Origin of the sequence: Aquibium sp. ELW1220, assembly GCF_030398385.1 — a bacterium.
Taxonomy (GTDB): domain Bacteria; phylum Pseudomonadota; class Alphaproteobacteria; order Rhizobiales; family Rhizobiaceae; genus Aquibium.
The window spans coordinates 229703-254076 of the sequence record NZ_JAOAOQ010000005.1 but is presented as its reverse complement, the minus strand read 5'-3'; the positions used below and the strand labels follow the sequence as shown (position 1 = coordinate 254076).

The window sequence follows — 24374 nt, the reverse complement described above, 5'->3', positions numbered from 1 at the left end:
GCCTTCCGCATCAGGGCTCCAGTTCGACGTCCCAGTAGAGATAATCCATCCAGCTTTCGTGCAAGTGGTTTGGCGGGAACAACCGGCCATTGTTGTGCAGGTCGTGGACCGTCGGGTGGAACGGCTTCTGCATCGGCCACATGCGCGCCTGCGCGGGCAGCATGCCGCCCTTCTTCAGGTTGCACGGCGAGCATGCTGCAACGACGTTTTCCCAGGTCGTCGCGCCACCGCAGCGGCGGGGAATCACGTGGTCGAAGGTCAGGTCTTCGTGCGTACCGCAATACTGGCACTGAAAGCGGTCCCGCAGGAAGACGTTGAACCGCGTGAAGGCGGGATTGCGCGACGGCTTCACATAGGCCTTCAGGCACACCACGCTCGGGATTCGCATCGAAAACGACGGCGACGATACGGCGTGATCATATTCCGCCACGATGTTCACCCGGTCGAGGAACACCGCCTTGATGGCGTCCTGCCACGACCAGAGCGACAGCGGATAATAGCTGAGCGGCCGATAGTCCGCGTTCAGAACGAGCGCAGGCAGGCTATCCGGCGAGACGGAAACCGTCACTTCGATCCACTCCTTGTTTCTGAGAACGGAACGGCGCGGATACTGTAAGCCACAGATGTCAGGAATGTGAAGCGGCCAATTTGCAACGGCGACGTCTTCCGTCCCTTGCGTCATGCGCGGGATTTCAACGTCTTGGCCGTTTCAGCCCGGCGGCGCTCCCTCCCGCCCCTTCATGGAGCGGTAGTAGGCCCAGAACAAGCGGGCTGCAGTGCCCCGGTGAGGGGCCCATGATTCGGCCAGGCGGTAAAGCCTTGCGGCAACGGGTCGCGGCTCGATACCGAGAGCATGACCGACCGAACTCTGCAGGGCCACGTCCCGAGCCGGGAAGATGTCCGGATGCCCGGCTGCAAACAGAAGATAGATCTCGGCGGTCCACGGGCCGATCCCGTGCACGGCGGTCATGCGCGTGATCGCCTCGTCAGCATCGACGTGGCATAGCGCCTGCAGGTCGAGTTCTCCCGCGAGGACGGCCGCGGCGATCGCGCGCAGCGTCTTCTGCTTCGGGCGGGACAGCCCGGCCTTGCGGAACAGTTCGTCGTCCGCCGCTGCGACCGCTGGCGGGGCCAGGGGATCGCACAACGTCTTCAACCGCCCGAGGATCGCAGCGGCACTCGCCACGGAGACCTGCTGCGAAACGACGATCGAGACGAGGCTTGCGAAGCCGGGCGCCGTGCGGCGCAAGGGAACCTCGCCCGCCCGCTCGCGGACGGCCGCCAGCCGCGGATCCAGGTCGCACAACGCGTCCAGTTCCGCCTCGACTTCGGCGATGGTCTCGATCCGGCGCATACCCTTCCCCTTTCGACGCCCGGACATTAGCAATCGAAATCGAACCGATCCACGCCGCCTGTGAGCGCCGATGACCGTGCCCACCTTCCGCTTCGCGCCGAGCCCCAACGGTGACCTGCATCTCGGCCACGCCTACTCGGCTTTGCTCAATGCGCGGATGGCGGGCGAGGCGGGCGGGCGGTTCCTGCTGCGCATGGAAGACATCGACATCGAGCGCTGCACGCCCGACTTCGAACGGGGCATCCTGGACGACCTGACCTGGCTCGGGCTCGTGTGGGAGCGGCCCGTGCGGCGGCAGTCGGAGCATTTTGACGACTATAGCGAGGCTCTTCAGCGGCTGGTCGACGAGGACTTGGCCTATCCGGCGTTCATGAGCAGGGGCGAGGTGCGGGCCTGGCTGACGGAGGAAGCTCCTGCCGATTGGCCGCGCGACCCGGACGGCGTGCCATTCTACCCGTCACGTGACCGCCACATGGCGCAGCGCGAGCGCGACGCGCGCATCTCGACCGGCGAAGGCTATTCATGGCGGCTCGACATCAAGGAGGCCCTGGCGCGCGTACGGGGACGTCCGAGCTGGGATGAGACGGGAATGGGACCAGCCGGCGAAACCGGCCTGGTCGTCGGAGACCCGGCAGCCTGGGGCGATGTCGTGATCGCGCGGAAGGACGTGCCGGGGAGTTACAACCTGTGCGTCGTCGTGGACGACGCGATCCAGGGGGTAACCGACGTGGTGCGCGGCCGCGACCTGTTTCACGCGACGGCCGTTCACCGGCTTCTTCAGGACCTGCTCGGACTACCGGTGCCGTCCTACCATCATCACGACCTGATTCTGGGCGAAGATGGGCGCAAGCTTTCCAAGAGCCGCCGCGACACCGCCTTGCGCGCGTTGCGGGAGGCTGGCGCGACGGCCGGCGACGTCGCGCGGATGATTGGACTGTGACGCTGCCGGGAAAAGCCGGCCTCAGGGCCTGTTGATCGCCGATTTGAGGACGAGCACCGTCATCAGAACGATGAAGGCGCCGACCAGACCGGCGAACGAGGCTTCCTGAAGATTGGACAGACGGACCCCATAGAGATTGAGCAGGTAGATCGAGCCGAAGAAGCCGCCGGTGATGATCACCGTCATGGGTGTGGGACCGACGCCGTCACGACCCACTACCGCGCTCAGTCCCATCGACAGGATGAACGACAGGATCGTCACGACCGAGACGGCCATGAAGAGCCACCAGACGCTCAGGTTCCAGATCACGATGTCGCGCCTCGCCATTCCGGCCAGATGCACTGGCACTCTCGATAGTCCGCCGTGGATACTATCCGGCAATCCTTTCCCTTTGCTTAGTCGCTGCTCAAGGACCGAATCACGGACCGTCATGACCCTCGCCAGACTTGCCCCCGCCGTCTTCGTCGTTCTTTGGGCGACCGGCTTCATCGGCGCCCGCTACGCCATGCCTTGGTCGGAGCCGTTCAGCTTTCTCGCCGTGCGGTTCGCGATCGCCTTCGCGCTGCTGGGCGTGCTGATGCTGGTACTGAAGACGGCCAAGGCCGGGTGGCGCGAAGCGGCGCATGCCGCCTTCGCCGGGACGCTCATGCACGGGATCTACCTCGGCGGCGTCTTCTGGGCGATCCGCCACGGCATGCCTGCCGGGTTGTCTGCGCTGATCATCGGGCTCCAACCGCTGATCACGGCCGTCATGGCCGGATTTTTCCTCGGCGAACGGATCCTGCCCCGGCACTGGTTCGGTCTCGCCGTCGGCTTCGTCGGCGTCTCCATCGTGTTGTGGCCGAAGCTCGGCGCCGTTGCGGGCGGCGTGACGGCGGTCACCCTGAGCGCCTCCGTCGTTTCGGTCATCGGGATGAGCGCGGGCACGATCTGGCAGAAGCGCTTCATCACCGGCGTCGACCTGGTCACGGTGACGCTCTACCAGTATCTCGGCGCCACGCTGTTGATGGCGCTGGGCTCCCTCGCCACCGAGACGCGCAGCTTCGTTCCGACGGCCGAGCTGGTGCTGGCCATGGCCTGGTCAGTGCTGGTGCTGTCGATCGGGGCCATCCTGCTGCTGATGTACCTCATCCGCCATGGCGAGATGGCCAAGATAGCCTCGCTGTTCTATCTCGTGCCTGCCTGCACGGCCGTGATGGCCTGGCTTCTCTTCGGCGAGGAACTCTCACCGGTGCAGATTCTCGGCATGATGATTGCCACGATCGGCGTGGGCATGGCGACGGCTCAGCGGCCGATATGGGCCCGCGCCTCTCGATAGCGGCGGATCGCGGCGTTGAACTCGCCGCCAAGAATGAAGATCACGGAGACGATATAGAGGAACACCACCGCTATCATGATCGAGGCGAGGCCAGCATAGGTGGTGACGTATGTCGAGAACTGCTCGAGATAGGCCGCGAACAGCGCCGAGCCCGCGATCCAGCCGATGACGGTCAGCGCGATGCCGGGAAAGATGTCGAGGAGCGACCTTCTTCCCGCCGGCAGCCAGAAGTGCACGCAGACGAGGCCGACCACGATCACTGTGGATGCGATGGCATAGCGCCACAGGGTGATCGTGCCCATGTAGGGCGTGATCCATTCGAAATGGCGCTCGGCGATGCGGCCGACGAGCGGCGCCAGCACGAGCAGGACGCTGATCGCCAGGAAGCCGAGCGTGGCGATCAACACGAAGGCGAGGCTCTGCAGCCGCCGGAAGACGAAGGAGCGTGACTCGGTGACGCGGTAGGCCCGGTTGAGCGAGACGCGCAGGGCCTCGATCCCGTTCGACGCAAAAATGCCGGCGGCGATGATGCCGAAGGTCAGCACATCGGTGCGCTGGACCGTGAGCACGTTCGTCACCTCGCGCGCGATCGGTTCGGCGATGTCCTGCGGCCAGGTGTCGAACACCAGATGAACGGCGGTGTCGGCGAAGGCGTTTGCTCCCAGGAAACTCGCGAGCGTCGTGGCGAATATCAGAAAGGGGAAGACGGCAAGAAGCGCCGACAGAGCGAGGTGACTCGCCATCGACCAGCCATCATCCGTGTCGAAGTGACCGAAAGCATCGGCCAGAATCCGCCGTGCCGCGGTCATCCCTCGCATGAATACTCCTCGTCGCCGTTCCGCCCGATCGACTATGTGAAGTGGCGTACAGGCAATGGCAACCCGCAGCAGCAGACGAGTCGCCGGACGCCCCGGCCAACAACGTCCGCCTCCGATCGCAAGGATTTGCGATGGAGTGCTGACATTGCGGCCGGCACGCCCTAAATCCGCTGCACGACTCTTCCGCTCACCAATCCCGGAATCCCGCCATGTCCACCGTCTTCAACATCATCGCCGTCGTCATCATGGTGGCGGTGGTGATCGTCCTCATCCGCGGTCTCATCAACATGCTGCGCGGCGGGTCTGGGAACACCTCCAACAAACTGATGCAGGCCCGCGTCCTGCTGCAGTTCGTGGCGCTCGTCTTCATCATGCTGGCGCTGTGGTACAGCCGCAGCGGCACGCCGGGCTGATCCGGCTCCAGAGGGCTCATCATGGTCAAGCTGAACAAGATCTATACCCGGACGGGTGACGACGGCACGACCGGCCTGGTAAACGGCGAGCGGCGAGCGAAATCGGACCTGAGGATAGAGGCCTTCGGCACCGTGGACGAGGCGAATTCCTGCATCGGACTGGCGCGACTGCACACGGCGCGGGATCATCCGGAAATCGACCGGATGCTGGAGCGCATCCAGAACGATCTCTTCGACCTCGGCGCGGACCTCGCCACACCCTCGAGCACCAGGATCGAGGGATACGTGCCGCTTCGGATTGTTGCCAGCCAGGTGGCGCGGGTGGAGGCCGACATCGACGGGCTCAACGCCGGGCTGGAACCGCTGCGGTCCTTCGTATTGCCGGGCGGATCGCCGGCCGCGGCTGCGTTGCATCTTGCACGAACCGTAACGCGGCGCGCCGAACGCGCGATGGTGGCGGCCGGCGAGATCGACGGCGAAGCCATCGGCGCCGAAGCCCTGAAGTACATCAATCGCGTTTCAGACTTCCTTTTCGTCGCGGCCAGGGCCGTGAATGGAATGGGGTCGGCCGACGTGTTATGGGTTCCCGGAGCAAATCGCTGATTCGAGGGGGAGTGGAGCGATGTTCATACCGCTTCACGACGCCAACAGCCTGAAACACATCCGGCTGCAGTACATCACGCTCGGAATAATCGCGGCCAACGTCATCATCTTCTTCCTCATGGCCATCGACCCTGGTTCGCAGGCGACGGTCTACGGCCTCGGCTACGTGCCCGCCATCGTTCACGACGTCGCCGAACTCCCGCCCCACCTCGTGCTCGTGCCGGAAGGCTTCACCTACGTCACATACGCGTTCCTGCACGGCGACTTCTTCCACCTCGCAGGCAACATGCTGTTCCTGTGGGTCTTCGGCGACAACGTCGAAGACGCCCTCGGCCACTTCCGCTTCTTCCTGTTCTATCTCGCCTGTGCGGCGGCCGGTGCGGCTTTCCACGGCATTCTGGCACCGGGATCGGAAATCCCGCTGGTCGGCGCTTCGGGCGCTATTGCGGGCATCGTGGCCGCCTACCTGATCCTGCATCCTCGGGTGAAGGTCTGGGTGCTCGCATTCGGCCGTATCCCGCTGCGCATACCGGCCTTCATTCCCCTGATCCTCTGGGTCGGGTTCCAGATGCTGATGCTGACCATCGGCGACGACAGCAACATCTCCTGGGCGACACATGTCGGCGGCATCCTGTGCGGCGCCATTCTCATCGTCATCCTCAAACGACCAGAAGTACCGCTTTTCGACCGGCGCATCGTCACACCGGTCGCCGTGGAGACCGTCGAAGCGGAACCTGCCCCATCGAGCAGGCCGCGGACACGCTGGGGCCGCCAGTAGGCGGGTCTGCCTGCGTCACGACGTCATCGGAACGCGCTGCGGATGCCCCAGCTGTTGACGTAAACGTCAATCGTTCATAGGGTCCGCGCGCGCCGGAAAGGCTCGTGCAAGGCCGTTTTTCGAAGCCGGATGTCGGCTTGGGACTAGCGGCGACCGCCGAGCAGATGTTAAACGCCGCGCAATTCGTGTCCAAGGAGAGGTTCCGCGCCCATGAAAGTTCTCGTCCCTGTGAAGCGGGTGGTCGACTACAACGTGAAGATCCGCGTCAAGTCGGATGGCTCGGGCGTCGAACTCGCCAACGTCAAGATGTCGATGAATCCGTTCGACGAAATCGCCGTCGAGGAAGCGATCCGGCTCAAGGAAGCGGGCAAGGCGACGGAAATCATCGCGGTATCCGTCGGTCCGCAGCAGGCACAGGAGACGATCCGCACTGCACTGGCCATGGGCGCTGACCGCGGCATCCTGATCAAGGTAGACGAGATCGTCGAGCCGCTGACGGTGGCCAAGCTGCTGAAGGGCGTGGTCGAGGCCGAAGGTCCCGAGCTCGTGATCCTCGGCAAGCAGGCGATCGACGACGACGCCAACCAGACCGGCCAGATGCTGTCGGCGCTACTCGGCTGGAGCCAGGGTACCTTCGCCTCCAAGCTCGAGATCGACGGCGGCACGGCGCGGATCACGCGCGAGATCGACGGCGGCCTTCAGGTCCTCGACCTGAAGATGCCGACCATCGTGACGACGGACCTGCGCCTCAACCAGCCGCGCTATGCCTCGCTGCCCAACATCATGAAGGCCAAGAAGAAGCCGCTCGACGAGAAGAGCCCGGCCGACTACGGCGTTGAGGTCAAGCCTCGGCTCAAGGTTCTGAAGACCGAGGAGCCGGGCGGCCGCAAGGCGGGCGTCAAGGTCAAGACGGTCGAGGAACTCGTCCAGAAGCTCAAGAACGAAGCCGGCGTGCTTTGATCGCGACGTCAGGAAAGGAATAGAACCATGACCATTCTTCTCGTCGCCGAACACGACAACGCGACCGTTTCCGACCAGACTGCCAAGGCGCTCTCGGCAGCCCTCAAGATCGGCTCGGACGTGCATGTCCTCGTTGCCGGCAAGGGCGCGCAGGGCGCCGCCGACGGCGCAGCGAAGCTGCAGGGCGTTACCAAGGTACTGCTTGCACAGTCCGACGACCTGGCGGAGCGCCTCGCCGAGCCGCTCGCCGCCCTCATCGTCGGCATCGCCGCCGGCTACGACACCATCCTCGCGCCCGCCACCACGATGGGCAAGAACGTCATGCCGCGCGTCGCCGCCCTCCTCGACGTGATGCAGGTTTCGGACGTGATCGAGGTCGTTTCGGCGGATACGTTCAAGCGTCCGATCTATGCCGGCAACGCGATCCAGACCGTTCAGGCGACCGATGCCACGAAAGTCATCACCGTGCGCACCGCGACCTTCCAGGTCGCGGGCGAGGGCGGTTCGGCCCCGATCGAAAGCGTCGATGCTGCGGCCAATCCTGGTCTGTCCACTTTCGTGGAGAACCGCATTGCCGCCAACGACCGCCCGGAACTGACCTCTGCCCGGATCATCATCTCCGGCGGCCGTGCGCTCGGCTCGTCGGAGAAGTTCCAGGAGGTCATCACGCCCGTGGCCGACAAGCTGGGTGCGGCGATCGGAGCCTCGCGCGCAGCGGTCGATGCCGGCTATGCGCCGAACGACTGGCAGGTCGGCCAGACAGGCAAGGTCGTGGCGCCTGAACTCTATATCGCGGTCGGCATCTCGGGCGCTATCCAGCACCTCGCCGGCATGAAGGACTCGAAGATCATCGTCGCCATCAACAAGGACGAGGAGGCGCCGATCTTCCAGGTGGCCGACTACGGCCTCGTCGGCGACCTCTTCACCATCCTGCCGGAGCTCGAAAAGGCGCTTTGAAGCCGCTTCGTCAGCGCATAAGATCGTGGACGCCGCAATGGGAGACCGTTGCGGCGTTCGTCGCGTCTGGACGACAGCGCAGCATCGGCACAGTCATCCGTGGGATCTGACATGGCAATTCAATCGGTCGGCATCATCGGAGCAGGACAGATGGGCAGCGGCATCGCCCATGTCGCCGCGCTCGCCGGCTACCAGGTTCTGCTGCACGACATCTCGCGCGACAGGATCGAGAAGGGCATTGCCACGATCAACGGCAACCTGGCGCGGCAGACGGCCTCGGGCAAGCTGCCCGATGCCGAGCGCGCGGCCGTCATCGGCCGCATCACAGTTGCCGAAAGGATCGAGGACCTGGCCGCAGCCGATCTCGTCGTCGAGGCCGCGACCGAAGACGAGACGATCAAGCGCAAGATTTTTGCCCAGCTCTGCCCGGTCCTCAATCCAGAAGCCCTGCTGGCGACCAATACGTCGTCAATCTCGATCACGCGGATGGCCGCCCAGACAGACCGGCCCGAACGCTTCATCGGCATCCACTTCATGAATCCGGTGCCGCTGATGAAGCTCGTCGAGCTGGTGCGCGGGATTGCCACCGAGGACACCACCTTCGAGATGGCGAAGGCCTTCGTCACGAGCCTCGACAAGACGGTGACCGTGGCCGAAGATTTCCCGGCCTTCATCGTCAATCGCATCCTTTTGCCGATGATCAACGAAGCGATCTACACGCTCTACGAGGGTGTCGGCTCGGTCGAGGCGATCGACACGGCCATGAGGCTCGGCGCGAATCATCCGATGGGGCCGCTGCAACTGGCCGACTTCATCGGGCTCGACACCTGCCTGTCGATCATGCAGGTTCTGCATGATGGGCTGTCGGACTCGAAATACCGGCCCTGCCCTCTTCTGGTGAAATATGTTGAGGCCGGCTGGCTCGGTCGCAAGGCAGGACGCGGCTTCTACGACTACCGCGGAGAGCATCCCGTCCCGACACGCTGATCAGGCGCGCCTGTACCGGCCTCAATGCAACGGAGCCGCGTCCGAGGAGCTGTAGGCCTGAATGTGGGTCAGCTCGATGCGGTTGCGGCCGCCGTTCTTCGCCTGATAAAGACGCCGGTCGGCGATCCGGTAGAGTTCAACGAAGCCGAGCTGGTCCTCGAAGCTCACGCCGCCCACGCTGACGGAGAGCTGATGGCGCACGCCGCGCGGGCGAAAGCTCATGTCGGCGATCGCCCGGCGTACCCGCTCGGCGACTGCCAGCGCGTTCTCCTGGCTGGCACCCGGCAGGAAGACTCCGAACTCCTCGCCGCCAAGACGCCCGACAAGATCGCCTTTTCGGACCTGGCCGCGTATCTGTGCGGCGATGATGCGAAGCGCCTCGTCGCCTTCATCATGGCCATAGGTGTCGTTGATCGCCTTGAAGTGATCGGCATCGATGATCAGCAGCGCGCCCTTGAGATGCCGCGAGGCGCGTGTGGCTTCCCCCAGTTGCTCGTCGATCTTTTCATGGAAAGAGCCGCGATTGAGGCAGGCCGTCAGGCTGTCGGTGGACGCCACCACGCCCAGATGTTTGTTGGCGATTGCCAGTTCGCGAAGTTTGAACGCGAGAAAGGCGAGGATCGGACCGGCCAGGACGATGGCCATCATGATGCCGGTCACGAGGCCCGGACGGAGCCACATGCCACCCAGGCCGGATACGACGAGGTTCTGATAGCCCCAGGAAACGAACACGCACCAGAACGTTCCCGCCACCGTCCATTGGAACGGCTTCCAGGCGGCGAGATGCGATACGCGCGGTTCGATCGCGAGACGGAAGGTGTTGAGCATCGTCGGAACCCCTGCACCAGGAAGAGCCGAAGGATACGCGACAATCCATGAAATGGCGGTTAGGGAAATGGAGCGACTTCCAGCGCCTGCGTTAACCAAAGCTTCACGCAGGCGCGGATCCGGCCGGTGGCATGCGAGACGCGCCCGCGCGCGGCGTCATTCGCCCTTGTAGAGAAGCCAGTTCTTGGAGCTCTTGAGGTCCGGCAGCGCAGAGAACTGGGTCGACTGGTTTCGCCCGTTGGCCTTGGACATGTAGAGCGCGCGGTCTGCCTTGGTGTAGAGATCGTCCGCACTGTCGGCGAGTGCCGCCATACATGCGCCTATCGATACGGTCACGGCACCGCCCTGTGAGCCGACGTGGCCGTTGATCGGCACGAGCCGCTCGACGGCCTTGCGGATCGTCTCGGCCAGTTCGGTTACCGCTGCTTCCTTCATGCCATGGATGATCACGGCGAACTGCTCGCCACCGGTTCGCGCGACAACCATGTCCGCCGACGCCGTCGTGCGGATGATGCTCGCGACGTGCTGGATGATCTTGTCGCCCACCGGATGGCCGTAGCGATCGTTGATCTGCTTGAAGCGATCGATATCGGCCAGGACCAGTGCACCGTACATGACCTTCTTCGGATCGTCGTACAGATGGGCGATGGATCGGTCGAAGGCGCGGCGGTTGCAGAGCTGCGTCATCGGGTCGGTGTCGGCGAGTTTCTTGTACTCCTCGAGCTTGGACTTGACCTCCTCGAGTTCCGCCGACTTGTCGATCATGTGGGTGACGAGCTGCTTGCCCTGCTCGATCTTGGAATCGGTGGCGGACGCCATGATGCCGGAGATCCGCTGCAGGATCTCCTGGGTGACGATCTCGCGCTTCTTGAGCCCGTCCGAGCTCTGGCTGAGGATCGACCCGTAACGTTCGAGCTGGATCCGCTCGCGCTCGAAGAGGATCATCACTTCCTCGACCTTGTTGGCGATCTGGTCGCGGACGTTGTCAACGAAGAGCTGGTTGCTGGTCTGGATGAAATACTTGATGCTCAGACGATCCAAGTCCTCCTGGCGCGGCCTGCTTCCCAACGCTCCCAGTTCGGCGTTGAGTTCCTGGTTGGACCCCGCGAAGACCTCGTAGTAGATTTCGTAGTTTCGTGGCGTCCCCATGACGCCCATGGCGCGCATGGCAAGTGCGATCTTCGTTGCAATGTCTGACGCGTTCGTGTTCGCGTTCTTCGACGTTGGCGCAGACGCCGCCGCGGGAGCTGTAGAAACCACCATCTCTTTTTCCAACCCGCTCCCACATCCCACGCGGGTGCGCGGGACCGCCGGCGATGCCGCCGCGGTCCAACCCCACTCCCGCCCCTTCAACCACAGGGCGCACCGACCAAGGCACCGTCCCGCAGCTTCCGTTCACGTTAGCTCGGCGGCACTAATTGTCCGTTAAATTCCAATAGGAGCGAAGCATCCGGCCCTACACCCGCAGAGGTTTAGAAACCCTGTCCTGACTGCCGAAGATGCCGATGCAGCGGGCGATCTCACGCGGATCTCCCGTCGCCTTTTCCGGATTGTCGGAGAGCTTGACGGCAGGTCGGCCATTGGCGTCGCTGACCTTGCAGACGATCGAGATCGGCTTCAGGCCGTCGCGCTCGATCGGGGAGCATCCCTCGAAATCGTTGGTCAGGTTCGTCCCCCAGCCAAAGGTCATCCGCACCCGGCCGTGGAAGTGATGATACGCCTGCTCGATCGAATCGACGTCGAGCCCGTCGGAGAAGATGAGAAGTTTCTCCTTCGGGTCTCGACCCCGTTCCTTCCACCAGTCGATGATCTTTTCGCCCCCTTCGATGGGCGGCGCACTGTCGGGGCGGAAGCCGGTCCAGTCGGCGACCCAGTCAGGTGCGCCGCGCAGGAAGGAGGTTGTGCCGAACGTGTCCGGCAGGACGATGAGCAGGTTGCCTCCATAATAGCGATTCCAGTCCTGCAGCACCTTGTAGGGAGCCGCGATCAGGGCTTCCTCATCCCTGGCCAGCGCGGCGAGCACCATAGGCAGTTCGTGGGCGTTCGTGCCCAGTGCCTCCAGGTCCGTGTCCATGGCCAGCTTGACATTGCTGGTACCCGTCAGCGCGTTGCCGATGCCTTCCTTCAGCGCCTCCACGCACCAGCGCTGCCACAGGAAGGAGTGGCGGCGGCGGGTACCGAAGTCCGAGATCCGCAGGTCAGGCAGCTTGCGCAGGCGCTCCACCTTCGACCACATCCGTGCCTTGGCGCGGGCATAGAGAACGTCGAGAGTGAAGGGTCCGAGCGACTTCATCGCCGAGCGCGACCGCAACTCGTTGATGATGGCGAGCGCTGGAATCTCCCACATGCTCGTTTCCTTCCAGCGACCATGGAAGCGCAGCTCGTACTGGCCGTCATGGCGGCTGAGCTCGTATTCGGGCAACTGGAAATCGGCGAGCCAGGCGAGGAAGTCAGGCTGGAAGATCTGCCTGCTGCCGTAGAAGGTGTTGCCGGCGAGCCAGATCATCTCCTTTTTCGACATCTTGAGGGTGCGCGCATGGTCGAGCTGCTCGCGCAGTTCGCCCTCGCTGATCTCGTCGGCAAGCCGGACCGACGTGGAGCGGTTAATGAGGGAAAAGGTTGCGTCGACGTCCGGGTAGAGCCCCCAGATCATCTGCAGCATCAGGAGCTTGTAGAAGTCGGTGTCGAGCAGGCTCCGGATGATCGGATCGAGCTTCCAGGTATGATCGTGGACCCGCTTGGCGATGTCGGTCTTCGTCATGTCCACCCTCCTGACCGGGTCGGATCCGCCTGGTCCCGACGGCGCAACGGTCTAGGACGAATAGCCTGTGTCGGCAAGCGCCGCACCCTGCGGGTATTGGGCCAGCCATTCAGGCCGCATGCTGGCGCACCTTGGCGCGGAACTGGTCGAGGGTGAATGGTTTCGGCAGGACCTCAAGGATGATGCTCCTGAGTTCCTCGGCCTGCTCGCGCATGTCGGCATAGCCCGTGATCAGCATGATCCGCAGGCCGGGAAACAGCGCGGCCGCAGCCTTCGCCATCTCGATGCCATCCATGGCCGGCATGCGAATGTCGGATACGATCAGATCGTAGCCGCCATTGCAGGCGCGGATGCGGTCGAGGCCCACTTCACCGTCCTCGGCTGTCTCGACCACGTGCCCGTCGCGCTCGAGCGCGCGAGCCGCAAGGGTGCGAACGGGTTCGTCGTCCTCGACGATCAGGATCTTGCTCATCCCCACGTAATCCCGCTTTCGGGTTGCATATGCTCGCCGCGCCGCGCGATCCGGGAGATCGGTCGGAGGTCAGGCGTCGCCCTTCACGACGCCCACGAACGGCAGTTCGCGGAAGGCGTGAGCCACATCCATCCCATAACCCACCACGAAGTAGTCCGGGCAGTCGAAGCCGACATAGTCTGCGGTGAGCTCCGTCTGACGCTTGCTGTGCTTGTCCAGCAGGACCGCGATGGAGACGCTGCGCGCGCCCCGGCCGATCATAAGTTCGCGGGTGAACTTCAGCGTCTTGCCCGATTCGAGAATGTCGTCGATGAGGAGAATGTCGCGGTCGCGGACGTCGTTGTCGATGTCACGCAGGACGCGGACCTCGCCGCTCGTCGTGCCGGTGCCGTAGCTCGAAATGAAGATGAACTCCACCTCCGGAGATGCGCCGGCGTCGTGCATGGCGCGGATCAGATCGGCTGCGAAAATGAACGAGCCCTTCAGGATCGAGATCACGAGGAGGTCATGATAGTCTCGCGAGGCGATCTCCTTGGCGAGTTCGAGGTTGCGCCGCGCGATCGCGGACGCGCTGAACAGAACCTCGATCTCCTTGCCGCGCACAACAGGCATCAGTCGTTCCTCTCGGCCATCTTCACGGAAACTCCGGCCACGATACCCATGGGCGCATTGACGCGACTGGAGAAACGGTAATGCTCGCCCGGCTCGACAAGCGCTCCCGCAGAACCGAGTGTGTAGCGGGTCACACGGCCCGCGTCACCCGTAACTTCGATGGCGAGCGTCGGCACGAGGCTCGCAGCGGAAGCAGTGTTCTCGACGCTACCGTCAATGACGACGAGGCGGCGGCCGTTCTGCTCCTGCAAGCTCGACGTCAGGTTCGCGAGCCGCATCGGCCCTCCCACGGGGGGAGCCATGAGCGCGAGCAGCGATCCCGAGACGGCATGGCCACCCGAAATCCAGAACGAGGCGAGCACCAGCACCGCTCCGACGATCCAGAAGAGCGGCCCAGCGCGTTCGCGCGGCGCAGTCGACGACCGCCCGGGACTGCTCTTCAGCATGTCCATCCCGACGGGCTGGTCGCCCTCTCCGGGCCGCGCATGCGAGGCCATACGATCCGAACGGGTGGGAATCACCGATGACAGATGGAGCACCTCGAACTCGGCGTCCTCTATGTCGTCGGCCAAGGGCAGGGCAGACGATCGGACGCATCCGTCCGTCATGATTTCGCCCGAGATCGGGCGGAGGTGTCGCACGTCGAACATCGGGCCCGGCGGTCCTTGTGGAAACCCTTCCACGGGTTAAGCGGAAATGGTTAATGTTTCGCTGCCGTGCGGGCAGCCTTTCCGTTTCGGCACGCGGTTTCTTAACCGCTCGTTAACCATCCCGGCAGGAACGTCCCGCGTTCCGCCACGGACGCCACGCATCAAGGCCGCAGAGACAGTGATTCGATTCGAGAACGTCGGCTTGAGGTACGGCATGGGACCGGAGATTCTCCGGGACATCTCGTTCCACATTCCGCGCGGGTCCTTCCAGTTTCTCTGCGGACCCTCGGGAGCGGGAAAGACCACGCTGCTTCGCCTGCTCTTCCTGTCGCTCGCGCCGACGCGGGGACTGATCACGGTCTTCGGGAAGGATCGCACTCAGATCCTGCGCGCCGAACTGCCGCTGATCCGGCGCAAGATCGGCATCGTTTTCCAGGACTTTCGCCTGCTCGACCACATGACGACCTACGAGAACGTCGCGCTTCCGCTGCGCGTGCGCGGACGCGAGGAGGCGAGCTACCGGAGCGACGTCGTCGAACTGCTCAAGTGGGTGGGCCTGGGCGACAGGCTGCACGTGCTGCCGCCAGTCCTGTCGGGCGGGGAGAAGCAGCGCGCGGCGATCGCGCGGGCGCTGATCGAGCAGCCGGAGATACTGCTTGCCGACGAGCCGACGGGCAACGTGGATCCCACGCTCGCACGCCGGCTGCTGCGCCTCTTCATCGAACTGAACCGGTCGGGGACGGCGGTGGTGATCGCCACGCACGACCTCCATTTGATGGACCAGGTGGAAGCCCGCCGCATGGTGCTCGCGGAAGGCCGGCTCGATGTCCATGACTGAAGCTCCTCCGGCCATCCCGCGCGCCGGCTCGGGCGCCAAGACCTGGCGTCGCGCAACATCGATCGTGCCGCAGCGGAGTGTGGCCGGTCACGCGCTCGTCATCGTGATCGCGATCATGACGTTCCTGTCCTGCCTCACCCTGGGAGCAGTCACTCTGGTGCGCGATACGGCCAGCGTCTGGCAGACCCAGATCGCGCGCGAGGCGACAATCCAGATCAAGCCTGACGACGGATTCGACATGAATGCAGCGCTCACGCAGGCCCAGGCGATCGCCTCCGGGTTCAGCGGCGTGCGGTCCGCGTCGATCGTCGACAGCGCCGCGACCGCGCGGCTCCTCGAACCTTGGCTGGGCGCGGGACTGGACATCGACGAACTGCCGGTGCCGCGGCTCGTCATCGTCACCATAGACGAAAACGCGCCGCCCGATTTCGCTTCCATGCGCCAGGCGCTGCGCGCGGCCGTGCCGAACGTCAGCCTGGACGACCACCGCAACTGGGTCGACCGTCTGGTCTCGATGGCGCGTACGACCGTGCTCATCGGAATCGCCATCCTGGTGCTGATGCTCGCTGCCACCGTGCTCACGGTCGTCTTCGCCACCCGCGGCGCCATGGCCGGGAACGGGCCCGTCATTGAAGTGCTGCATTTCGTAGGCGCGGAGTCGCAGTTCATCGCTGCGGAGTTTCGCCGCCATTTCCTCTGGATCGGGCTCAAGGGCGCCGCCGCCGGCAGTCTCGCGGCCATCATCGTCTTCGTCATGTTTGCCTGGTGGTCCTCGCGAAACATCGCCACGCCGGAGGCCGATCAGGCGACGGCATTGTTCGGCAACTTCGTCATCGGCACGACGGGTTATGTCGGCGTCCTGTTCATTCTGGCGCTGGTCGCCGGACTGACGGCTGCGACGACCCACTTCACCGTCGTGGCGCGCCTGAACAGTATCGATATCGGGCGGACGGACCATGATTGATCCGGCGTCCAGTTCATCGGCGATCGACGCCAGCGTGGCGCGGGATCGCAAGGCGCGCACCTCTCTATCGATCGCCGCAATTGCAGGTTATGAAAGACCTTCGCGCGACGGAAGAAAGGGTGGCGGCGACGGCGAAATGGAACTGGATCGGGCCGACACACGCGGACCGCGACCGAACCGGCTCGGCTGGTTGGGGAGAACCATTCTTGCGACGTCCGCAATCGCCGGTCTCGCCTTCGTCGCCGGCTTCGGCTGGTTCGCCAACCAGATCAGCCATCTGCAGACGCCGGCCGATCCGCCCGGTGCCGACGCCATCATCGTGCTTACCGGCGGTCAGTTCCGCCTCGATGCCGCCCTCGACCTGCTCCGCTCGGGCAAGGGCAGGCGCCTGCTGATCAGCGGCGTCAATCCCGTCGCCCGCGATTCGGAGCTGAAGGCTGTGATGGGAGCCGAAGACCGGCTGTTTTCCTGCTGCATCGACATCGACAGGGCAGCCATCGACACGATCGGCAACGCGGCGGAAAGTGCCAAATGGGTGAACGAGCATGCCTATTCGTCGATCATCCTCGTCACCAACAACTACCACATGCCGCGCAGCCTGCTGGAGATGCGCCGACTGCTGAAGACCACGGAGCTGCGTCCCTATCCGGTGGTGAACAGCCGGCTGGACGACGGCAGCTGGCTTGTGAAACCCGACGCCGTGCGCGTGCTGTTCACCGAGTATACGAAGTTCCTCACCGCCGTCGCCCGCAGCCCCTTCGTCGGCACGACGCAGCCGTCCGTGCCGACGCGCAGCGCAAACGCGGACTGAGCCGGCGGGAAGTCGGCGAGGTTCCCCTTTGGCGGGGCCGGTGCTAGTACGACCGCTCAACATCGCGCGGCGCCCCTGATGCTCGTTCTCCGATCGCTTGCCTACAACATCGTCTTCTATCTCAACCTCATCCTGCAGATGCTGTTATGGACGCCGTTCTATTTCCTGGCGCCGCGGCATCTCGCCTGGTTCGTCCCGAAATTCTGGTCGCGATCGAGCCTGTGGCTGCAGACGGTGGTCGTTGGAACCCGGTTCGAGATCACCGGGGTGGAAAACCTGCCGGAAGGCTCCTTCATCCTGGCACCCAAGCACCAGTCGTTCTGGGACGCCATCGCGTTCTTTCCCTATCTGCGCGATCCGCTTTACATCCTGAAGCGCGAACTGATGTGGATCCCCTTCTTCGGCTGGTACGTCGCCAAGATGCGGATGGTGCCGGTGAACCGGGGCAAGCGGTCGGCCGCGCTGAAGGCGGTGGTCGCGCGCACGCGCAAGGAAATGGAGCAGAACCGCCAGCTGATCATCTATCCCGAGGGAACCCGCAAGGCGCCGGGCGCCGAGCCGGAGTACAAGTGGGGCATCGTCGAGCTGTATTCACAGCTCGGTATGCCGGTGGTTCCGGTCGCGCATGTCGCTGGTCTCTACTGGCCGCGCCGCAAGTTCATGCGCTATCCCGGCACCATCAAGGCCCGCTTCCTGCCGCCCATTCCGCCCGGCCTGCCCAAGGAGGAGTTCATGCGCCGCCTGATCGCCGAGACCGAAAGCGTGGTCGACGAGCTGCTGATCGACGCCGCGCACGGCTCCAACCCGCCTGCGCTGCCCGAAAGCGCCCGCAAGCGGCTCGCCGAGCTCGGCCGGCCGGTGAGCGACAGCGCACGCTAGGGACAGCGCGCCATGCGTACGATGCGGAACCTCACCACGATCGGTTTCGACGCGGACGACACGCTGTGGCAGAACGAGCGCTTCTTCCGGATGACGGAACAGCACTTCACGGAACTGCTGTCGGATCACGCGCAGCCGGACCACCTGTCGGAACGCCTGCTGGAGGCCGAAAAGCGCAACCTGCGGCTCTACGGCTTCGGCATCAAGGGCTTCACCCTGTCGATGATCGAGACCGCGATCGAGGTAACGGAAGGGCGCGTGCCCGCATCGACCATCGAGCGTATCCTCTCGGCAGGTCGCGAAATGCTGTCGCATCCGGTGGAGACGCTGCCAGGCGTGCGGGAGACGCTGGAGCGCATTGCCGGAACGCACAGGATCCTGCTGATCACCAAGGGCGATCTGTTCGACCAGGAGCGCAAGCTGGCGCAGTCCGGCCTCGGCGAACTCTTCGACGGCGTGGAGATCGTCAGCGACAAGACGCGGGTGGCCTACGAGCGCATCTTCGCCGGTCACGGGGACGGCGCGGAGCGGGCGATGATGGTCGGCAACTCCTTGAAGTCGGACGTCGTGCCGGCGATCGAGGCCGGCGGTTGGGGGGTGCACGTGCCGCACGAACTCACCTGGGTGCTGGAGCATGTCGCGCCGCCGAACGACCACCCGCGCTTCCGCGCCATCGACCATCTCGGCGAACTGGCGGCGATCGTCGAGGCGATCGGCTGACGCCGGGCCGGGGGTAGACCAGTCAGCCCTTGCCGAGACGCCCCGCGACGTCCTCCAGCCAATGGTCGCGGATGCCGAGCGCGCGCAGATGCTCGACCGTGTTGAGGACGTACTCCTCGTTCGGCCCCGATCGCCCGACGGCACCGCGGACATGCGCGGCTGCCTCATCGGCGTGCAGCGCGCCCGCATATTGTTCGTGGCGCCGGTCGACGACGTAGGAAACGGCCTCGGTTCGCTCGCCCGAGGGCAGGCTGATCGGCAGCAGTTTCTCGCGGTAGACATGGGTGACCAGCTCGCGCTCGCGCAGATAGGCCATGACTTCGTCACGCAAGTCCCCCGGCACCTGGAAGGCGAGGCCGACGCAGGAGCCACCGCGGTCGAGGCCCAGCACGAGTCCGGGCCGTTCAGGCGTCCCCCGATGGACATAGGAGCGGACACAGAGCGCGCGGCGAAAGCCGTGTATGCGGGCGCGGACCGTGCGCGTATGGGCAAAACCCGGCCGCCAGATCAGTGAGCCATAGCCGAACACCCAAAAATCGCCCATATGCAGAGCCTATTCCATGGACGGGCCGGAATACCGCCGGCGGCGAGGGTTAGCGAGGTCGACCGCATGACGTCAAGTGACACGCAGGGAGGGCGCGGCAGCTCCAAGTTCATCTGGCTCGCCATCGGCATCATCCTCGCGATCGCGGCCTACACCGCGGGCTGGTTCTACGTCGGCGGCATGATCGAGCAGAACGTCGACCAGACACTGTACCGAGCCAGCGGCGAGGGGGGCCAGGCGCAGTGCTCCAACCGCGAGGCGCGCGGCTATCCGTTCCGCATCGGCCTGTTCTGCGACCGGGTAAGTTTCGTCGATGGCCGGGAGGACATTGCCGTCGAGGGTAACGGTTTTCGCACTGCCGCGCAGATATACAACCCCTACAGGATCGTGGGGGAAATGGACGACATCAAGCTGCGTCTCTCCAAAGAGCGGGGCGGTTTCGGCGCCACCGGCCAAGGCGTGCGTTTCTCCGCGTCGCTCGACGAACCGCTCCCGCAGCGGGCCTCGATGACGCTGGAGGACCTCAACGTCGACACGACGCCAATCGGTCAAAGCGGCTGGACCGTTTTGAAGGCGCTCGCCGGCGAAGCGCACATGCGTCAGCGCGAGGGTGACCTCGACCTGTTCGTCCAGGCCCGCTCCCTTCGCGTCACGCCCCCGGAACTCGGCGGGATCGACCTGTCGCGCGTCGAGGTCGACATGACGGTCGAGGAAGGCGTGCGTCTTGCCGAAGCCCCACCCGGCAGCCTGCGCGGCATCAGCTTCGTCGTGCGTTCGGCGTCCGCCTTCTTCACGGACGAGGCCGGGATCAGCGTCTCGGGACCCGTCTCGATCGGGCCGGATGGACTGATCGACGCCAAGCTCGAGGTGGAGATGGATCGACCGGCCGAGGTGGGCGAGATTCTCGCAGCGGCGCTGCCGGATCAGGCCGACCAGATCCGTTCGGTCATGGCAGGGTTCGCCATGCTCGGAAATGCATCCCTTCCGCTGAGGATCGAGAAGGGGCGCGCGCGGATTGCGTTCATCCAGCTCGGTCGGCTGCCGGCGGTGAACTGACCCGCTCCAAGACCCAATCCACAGTTCAACTCTTCTCTGGATGCGCGACGACCTGTCGGCCGAAATCAGGCGCGTCGATTTCCTGGCCGGCCTCGATGATGGAGCGGCGGATGGCGCGGGTGCGGGTGAACAGGTCGAACAGCTTGTCGCCGTCTCCCCAGCGCACCGCCCGCTGCAGCGAGGCAAGGTCCTCCGAGAAGCGGGCCAGCATCTCGAGGATGGCGTCGCGATTGTGCAGGCACACGTCGCGCCACATGGTCGGATCGGATGCGGCAAGGCGGGTGAAGTCGCGGAAACCCGAGGCCGAGTACTTGATTACCTCCGACTTGGTCACCGTCTCCAGATCGTCGGCCGTGCCGACGATGTTGTAGGCGATGATGTGCGGCAGGTGCGATACGATTGCCAGCACCATGTCATGGTGGTTCGGGTCCATCGTGTCGATGTTCGAGCCGCAACGACGCCAGAATTCCGCCAGTTGCTCCATCGCGGCGGGATCGGTGTCCGGCAGCGGTGTGAGGATGCACCAGCGGTTCTCGAACAGCGAAGCGAAACCGGCATCGGGGCCGGATTTTTCGGTGCCCGCCAGGGGGTGGCCCGGAATGAAGTGCACGCCTTGGGGCAGTTCGGGGCCCATCTGCGCAATCACCGACGCCTTGGTGGAGCCGACGTCGGTGACGATCGCACCCGGCTTCAGTGCCGGCGCGATCACACGGGCGACATCACCCGACGCGCCCACCGGCACGGAGACGATGACGAGATCTGCGTCCGCGACGGCGGACGCCGGATCGACGTGGTAGCTGTCGCCGAGGCCGATCTCCTGCGCACGGTCGAGAGTCGGGCGACTGCGGGTCGAGATGGCGAGGCTGCCGGCGAGGCCCTCGCGGCGGATGACGCGGGCGAGCGACGACCCGATCAGGCCGATGCCGATCAGCGCGACGCGTTCGAACAGGGGACCGGCCATGATCAGGTCTTCAGGAACTCGGCCAGCGCCGCCACGACGCCGCGGTTGGCCTCTTCCGAACCGATGGTCATGCGCAGGGCGTTGGGGAAGCCGTAGCCGGTCACGCGGCGCAGGATGTAGCCGCGCTGCGTCAGATACTCGTCCGCCGCAGCAGCCGAATGGCGCTCGCCTTCGTTGAAGTGGACGAGCACGAAGTTGCCGACGCTCGGCGTGACGCGCAGCCCGAGCGCGGCCATTTCCTGTGTCACCCAGGCGAGCCACCGGTCGTTGTGCGCGACCGCCGCCTCGACATGGGCGCGGTCCTTCATTGCCGCAACGCCCGCCTCGATAGCCGCTGCATTGACGTTGAAGGGACCGCGCACGCGGTTCAGCGCATCGATGATCTCGGCCGGCGCGTAGATCCAACCGATCCGGGCCCCGCCCAGGCCGTGGATCTTCGAGAAGGTGCGCGTCATGACCACGTTGTGCGAGGACGACACGAGTTCCATGCCCGACTCGTAGTCGTTGCGCCGGACATACTCAGCATAGGCCGCGTCGAGCACGAGAAGCACGTGCCTGGGCAGGCCCGCATGCAGACGCCGCACCTCGTCGAAGGGGATGTAGGTTCCGGTCGGGTTGTTCGGATTGGCGAGGAAGACGATCTTCGTCTTCGGCGTCACTGCCGCGAGAATCGCGTCGACGTCGGCCGTCTCGTCGGTTTCCTTTACAGCCACGGGCACCGCGCTCGCTGCCTGGGTGTAGATCCGGTACACGAGGAAGCCGTGTTCGGTGAAGATCGCCTCGTCGCCCGGTTCGAGATAGGTGAGCGCCAGCAGGCCCAGCACCTCGTCGGAGCCGTTCGAGCACAGGATGTTGGCCGGGTTCAGCCCGTGCGCCTCGGCGATCGCCTCGCGCAACCGCGTCGCTGCCCCGTCGGGATAGAACTCCAGCTTTGCCGCGACCTCGCGGACGGCCTCGATTGCCTTCGGCGATGGACCGAGCGGACTCTCGTTGGACGATAGCTTGTGCACCTTGGCCACGCCTGCTGGCGCCGCGCTCTTGCCCGGCACATAGGCCGCGATGTCCATCACGCCGGGTTTGGGCTGCGGGCGCTGAAGCTCGGTCATTGTCGGCTGTCCTGTCGGGTTGGGGCGGGCGCCCCGGAATGCGCGGCCTGCTCTAGCAAAGCTTTGCCATTGACGCAAAGGGCTGCGGAGGATATTGACCCGCCACTTCGTGGTGATTTGGCCGGTCGGCTTGCAGCCACGTTAAACAACTCGCTAAAGGGCCGATTGCGTGTTTCGTGACCGGCCTTGCACCCGTGCGACGCCGGTTTTTTGTTGCGCGGGCCCGACCGGTGGAAAGAAGGGACCATGGCCGCCGAGCGCGCCCGCATCGCGAACAACGAAGCCACCGAACCGTCGAGCAAGGTCGTCCGGTTCGGTGCCGACATGCCGCTGAAGCTCGATTCCGGCAAGGTCCTGTCACCGTTCCAGATCGCCTACCAGACCTATGGCGAACTGAATTCAGCCCGCTCGAACGCAGTTCTCATATGCCACGCGCTCACCGGCGACCAGCATGTCGCCAGCAACAATCCCGTGACCGGCAAGCCTGGCTGGTGGGAGGTGCTGATCGGTCCCGGCAAGGTGATCGACACCAACCGCTTCTTCGTCATCTGCTCCAACGTGATCGGCGGCTGCCTCGGTTCCACCGGGCCTGCGACGATCAACCCGCAGACCGGCAAGCCCTGGGGCCTTGACATGCCCATCGTCACCATCGGCGACATGGTGCGAGCGCAGGTGATGCTGGTCGACCATCTCGGCATCGACCGGCTGTTTTCCGTCATCGGCGGATCGATGGGCGGCATGCAGGTGTTGCAATGGGCGTCGGCCTATCCCGAGCGCGTCCACACCGCGCTGCCGATCGCCACCGGCGCGCGGCATTCCTCGCAGAACATCGCTTTCCACGAGGTGGGGCGGCAGGCCGTCATGGCCGATCCCGATTGGCGCGGCGGGCGCTACATCGAGGCCGGCACGCGTCCAGAAAAGGGTCTCGCAGTGGCCCGCATGGCCGCGCACATCACCTATCTCTCGGAGGCCGCCCTGCACCGGAAGTTCGGGCGAAACCTGCAGGATCGCGCGGCGTTGACCTTCGGTTTCGACGCCGACTTCCAAATCGAGAGCTACCTGCGCCACCAGGGCATGAGTTTCGTCGACCGCTTCGACGCGAACTCCTATCTCTACATGACCCGCGCCATGGACTATTTCGATCTCGCCGCCGACCATGGCGGACGCCTGGCCGACGCCTTCCGCGGCACGAGCACGCGCTTCTGTCTCGTTTCCTTCACCAGCGACTGGCTGTTTCCGACGGAGGAAAGCCGGTCGATCGTCCATGCGCTCAACGCGGCCGGCGCCTCGGTGTCGTTCGTCGAGATCGAGACCGACCGCGGCCACGACGCCTTCCTGCTCGACGAGCCGGAGCTCTTCTCGGCGATCGACGGCTTCCTGCGCTCGGCCGCCCGCGCGCGCGGGCTGGAGGAACTGGCCTGATGAGCGTCAACAGCAACGGACCGCGCATCGATCTCCAGCTGATCGCAGACTTCATCGCTCCGAGGGCCCGCGTGCTCGACGTGGGCTGCGGCGATGGCGAACTGTTGGCCTATCTGGAGCAGGACAAGCAGGTCGACGGGCGCGGCGTCGAAATCTCCCAGCGCGGCGTCAACGAATGCGTGGCACGCGGGCTGTCGGCCATCCAGGGCGACGCCGACACCGACCTCGTCTTTTATCCCGACAAGGGGTTCGACTACGTGATCCTCTCGCAGACGCTGCAGGCGACGCGCAACCCGCGCGAGGTGCTGGAGCAGCTTCTGCGGATCGGGGAGCGCGCCATCGTGTCGTTCCCGAACTTCGGTTACTGGCGGGTGCGGCTGTCGCTTCTGTTTCGCGGCCGGATGCCGGTGACCCGCGACCTGCCCTACAGCTGGTACGACACGCCCAACATCCATTTCTGCACGATCCGGGATTTCGTGGCGCTCTGCGAAGAGGTCGGTGCGACGGTCGAAAGCGCCATGGCGCTCGATCGCGAGGGCCATTCCATCGGCGTCTCGATGCCCTGGTGGTTTTGGAACCTGTTCGGACAGCAGGCTGTTTTCGTGCTGAAGCGCTAGCCTTG

29 protein-coding genes and 1 riboswitch are annotated in these 24374 nt (G+C 64.7%); of the genes, 16 read left to right on the top strand and 13 right to left on the bottom strand.

Annotated features, from left to right (window positions below):
* Nucleotides 1-10 precede the first annotated feature (10 nt).
* Nucleotides 11-568 (bottom strand): HNH endonuclease, encoded by a 558-nt coding sequence (locus N1F91_RS07345; RefSeq protein WP_289991142.1) that lies wholly within the window; start codon nt 566-568, stop codon nt 11-13.
* 141 nt (nt 569-709) lie between these two features.
* Complete coding sequence (locus N1F91_RS07340) at nt 710-1354, bottom strand: DNA-3-methyladenine glycosylase (protein ID WP_289991141.1); 645 nt, start codon at nt 1352-1354, stop codon at nt 710-712.
* Nucleotides 1355-1424: 70 nt separating this feature from the next.
* Here N1F91_RS07340 and gluQRS point away from each other — a divergent pair, with 70 nt between their 5' ends.
* Nucleotides 1425-2294, top strand: a complete 870-nt coding sequence (gene gluQRS / locus N1F91_RS07335) for a tRNA glutamyl-Q(34) synthetase GluQRS (RefSeq protein ID WP_289991115.1) — start codon at nt 1425-1427, stop codon at nt 2292-2294.
* Between the two features lie 21 nt (nt 2295-2315).
* On the opposite strand, the gene N1F91_RS07330 is transcribed toward gluQRS, so the two are convergent.
* Nucleotides 2316-2642, bottom strand: a complete 327-nt coding sequence (locus N1F91_RS07330; protein WP_289991113.1) for a hypothetical protein — start codon at nt 2640-2642, stop codon at nt 2316-2318.
* Between the two features lie 82 nt (nt 2643-2724).
* On the opposite strand from N1F91_RS07330, the gene N1F91_RS07325 reads away from it, so the two are divergent.
* On the top strand, nt 2725-3612 hold the full coding sequence (locus tag N1F91_RS07325; protein ID WP_289991110.1) for a DMT family transporter: 888 nt from the start codon (nt 2725-2727) through the stop codon (nt 3610-3612).
* Here N1F91_RS07325 and N1F91_RS07320 read toward each other — a convergent pair.
* Nucleotides 3579-4430 carry a YihY/virulence factor BrkB family protein gene (locus N1F91_RS07320; RefSeq protein ID WP_289991109.1) on the bottom strand — a complete coding sequence of 284 codons (852 nt, stop codon included), beginning with the start codon at nt 4428-4430 and terminating at the stop codon, nt 3579-3581. The two genes, N1F91_RS07325 and N1F91_RS07320, sit on opposite strands and share 34 nt — an antisense overlap.
* A gap of 209 nt (nt 4431-4639) precedes the next feature.
* Here N1F91_RS07320 and N1F91_RS07315 point away from each other — a divergent pair, with 209 nt between their 5' ends.
* The 6 genes from N1F91_RS07315 to N1F91_RS07290 all read left to right on the top strand — a co-directional run bounded on the left by N1F91_RS07315 (nt 4640) and on the right by N1F91_RS07290 (nt 9128).
* On the top strand, nt 4640-4843 hold the full coding sequence (locus tag N1F91_RS07315; protein WP_289991108.1) for a twin transmembrane helix small protein: 204 nt from the start codon (nt 4640-4642) through the stop codon (nt 4841-4843).
* Between the two features lie 21 nt (nt 4844-4864).
* Nucleotides 4865-5446, top strand: coding sequence for a cob(I)yrinic acid a,c-diamide adenosyltransferase (locus N1F91_RS07310; RefSeq protein ID WP_289991107.1), 582 nt, complete (start codon nt 4865-4867; stop codon nt 5444-5446).
* Nucleotides 5447-5465: 19 nt separating this feature from the next.
* A complete protein-coding gene (locus tag N1F91_RS07305; RefSeq protein WP_289991106.1) occupies nt 5466-6224 on the top strand; it encodes a rhomboid family intramembrane serine protease in 759 nt (252 codons plus the stop codon).
* A gap of 210 nt (nt 6225-6434) precedes the next feature.
* On the top strand, nt 6435-7184 hold the full coding sequence (locus tag N1F91_RS07300) for an electron transfer flavoprotein subunit beta/FixA family protein (RefSeq protein WP_289991105.1): 750 nt from the start codon (nt 6435-6437) through the stop codon (nt 7182-7184).
* Nucleotides 7185-7211: 27 nt separating this feature from the next.
* Nucleotides 7212-8141, top strand: coding sequence for an electron transfer flavoprotein subunit alpha/FixB family protein (locus N1F91_RS07295; protein WP_289991103.1), 930 nt, complete (start codon nt 7212-7214; stop codon nt 8139-8141).
* Nucleotides 8142-8252: 111 nt separating this feature from the next.
* On the top strand, nt 8253-9128 hold the full coding sequence (locus N1F91_RS07290; RefSeq protein ID WP_289991102.1) for a 3-hydroxybutyryl-CoA dehydrogenase: 876 nt from the start codon (nt 8253-8255) through the stop codon (nt 9126-9128).
* A 21-nt stretch (nt 9129-9149) separates the two neighbouring features.
* Here N1F91_RS07290 and N1F91_RS07285 read toward each other — a convergent pair whose 3' ends face one another.
* From N1F91_RS07285 to N1F91_RS07260, 6 genes are all read right to left on the bottom strand, one after another.
* A complete protein-coding gene (locus N1F91_RS07285) occupies nt 9150-9956 on the bottom strand; it encodes a GGDEF domain-containing protein (RefSeq protein WP_289991101.1) in 807 nt (268 codons plus the stop codon).
* Between the two features lie 156 nt (nt 9957-10112).
* Nucleotides 10113-11123: a GGDEF domain-containing protein gene (locus N1F91_RS07280; RefSeq protein ID WP_289991100.1), complete on the bottom strand. Its 1011-nt coding sequence runs from the start codon at nt 11121-11123 to the stop codon at nt 10113-10115.
* A gap of 289 nt (nt 11124-11412) precedes the next feature.
* Complete coding sequence (gene pncB, locus N1F91_RS07275) at nt 11413-12717, bottom strand: nicotinate phosphoribosyltransferase (protein ID WP_289991099.1); 1305 nt, start codon at nt 12715-12717, stop codon at nt 11413-11415.
* 109 nt (nt 12718-12826) lie between these two features.
* Nucleotides 12827-13189, bottom strand: coding sequence for a response regulator (locus tag N1F91_RS07270; RefSeq protein WP_289991098.1), 363 nt, complete (start codon nt 13187-13189; stop codon nt 12827-12829).
* Nucleotides 13190-13258: 69 nt separating this feature from the next.
* Nucleotides 13259-13801, bottom strand: a complete 543-nt coding sequence (hpt, locus tag N1F91_RS07265) for a hypoxanthine phosphoribosyltransferase (RefSeq protein WP_289991097.1) — start codon at nt 13799-13801, stop codon at nt 13259-13261.
* Nucleotides 13801-14373: a hypothetical protein gene (locus N1F91_RS07260; RefSeq protein ID WP_289991095.1), complete on the bottom strand. Its 573-nt coding sequence runs from the start codon at nt 14371-14373 to the stop codon at nt 13801-13803. The genes hpt and N1F91_RS07260 overlap by 1 nt, the downstream gene beginning before the upstream one ends.
* 256 nt (nt 14374-14629) lie before the next feature.
* Here N1F91_RS07260 and ftsE point away from each other — a divergent pair, with 256 nt between their 5' ends.
* The 5 genes from ftsE (at nt 14630) to N1F91_RS07235 (ending at nt 18663) form a co-directional block, all read left to right on the top strand.
* Entirely contained in the window at nt 14630-15289 is a 660-nt protein-coding gene (gene ftsE, locus N1F91_RS07255) for a cell division ATP-binding protein FtsE (protein WP_289991093.1), read from the top strand.
* Nucleotides 15276-16253: an ABC transporter permease gene (locus N1F91_RS07250; protein ID WP_289991091.1), complete on the top strand. Its 978-nt coding sequence runs from the start codon at nt 15276-15278 to the stop codon at nt 16251-16253. The genes ftsE and N1F91_RS07250 overlap by 14 nt, the downstream gene beginning before the upstream one ends.
* Nucleotides 16246-17064, top strand: a complete 819-nt coding sequence (locus N1F91_RS07245) for a YdcF family protein (RefSeq protein ID WP_354670527.1) — start codon at nt 16246-16248, stop codon at nt 17062-17064. Before N1F91_RS07250 ends, N1F91_RS07245 begins: the two co-directional genes overlap by 8 nt.
* A 78-nt stretch (nt 17065-17142) precedes the next feature.
* Nucleotides 17143-17943, top strand: a complete 801-nt coding sequence (locus N1F91_RS07240; protein WP_289991089.1) for a 1-acyl-sn-glycerol-3-phosphate acyltransferase — start codon at nt 17143-17145, stop codon at nt 17941-17943.
* A 12-nt stretch (nt 17944-17955) separates the two neighbouring features.
* Nucleotides 17956-18663, top strand: coding sequence for an HAD family hydrolase (locus N1F91_RS07235; protein WP_289991088.1), 708 nt, complete (start codon nt 17956-17958; stop codon nt 18661-18663).
* A 22-nt stretch (nt 18664-18685) separates the two neighbouring features.
* On the opposite strand, the gene N1F91_RS07230 is transcribed toward N1F91_RS07235, so the two are convergent.
* Nucleotides 18686-19207: a gamma-glutamylcyclotransferase gene (locus N1F91_RS07230; RefSeq protein WP_289991086.1), complete on the bottom strand. Its 522-nt coding sequence runs from the start codon at nt 19205-19207 to the stop codon at nt 18686-18688.
* A 66-nt stretch (nt 19208-19273) separates the two neighbouring features.
* On the opposite strand from N1F91_RS07230, the gene N1F91_RS07225 reads away from it, so the two are divergent.
* Nucleotides 19274-20263, top strand: coding sequence for a DUF2125 domain-containing protein (locus tag N1F91_RS07225; RefSeq protein ID WP_289991084.1), 990 nt, complete (start codon nt 19274-19276; stop codon nt 20261-20263).
* A gap of 25 nt (nt 20264-20288) precedes the next feature.
* On the opposite strand, the gene N1F91_RS07220 is transcribed toward N1F91_RS07225, so the two are convergent.
* Entirely contained in the window at nt 20289-21224 is a 936-nt protein-coding gene (locus N1F91_RS07220) for a prephenate/arogenate dehydrogenase family protein (RefSeq protein ID WP_289991083.1), read from the bottom strand.
* Between the two features lie 2 nt (nt 21225-21226).
* Nucleotides 21227-22330, bottom strand: a complete 1104-nt coding sequence (gene hisC / locus N1F91_RS07215) for a histidinol-phosphate transaminase (RefSeq protein WP_289991082.1) — start codon at nt 22328-22330, stop codon at nt 21227-21229.
* A 99-nt stretch (nt 22331-22429) separates the two neighbouring features.
* Nucleotides 22430-22507: riboswitch (SAM riboswitch) on the top strand.
* A gap of 69 nt (nt 22508-22576) precedes the next feature.
* On the opposite strand from hisC, the gene N1F91_RS07210 reads away from it, so the two are divergent.
* Together N1F91_RS07210 and metW are read left to right on the top strand one after the other, a co-directional pair.
* Nucleotides 22577-23752 carry a homoserine O-acetyltransferase gene (locus N1F91_RS07210; RefSeq protein WP_289991081.1) on the top strand — a complete coding sequence of 392 codons (1176 nt, stop codon included), beginning with the start codon at nt 22577-22579 and terminating at the stop codon, nt 23750-23752.
* Nucleotides 23752-24369: a methionine biosynthesis protein MetW gene (gene metW / locus N1F91_RS07205; protein WP_289991079.1), complete on the top strand. Its 618-nt coding sequence runs from the start codon at nt 23752-23754 to the stop codon at nt 24367-24369. The genes N1F91_RS07210 and metW overlap by 1 nt, the downstream gene beginning before the upstream one ends.
* The last annotated feature ends 5 nt before the right edge of the window (nt 24370-24374 follow it).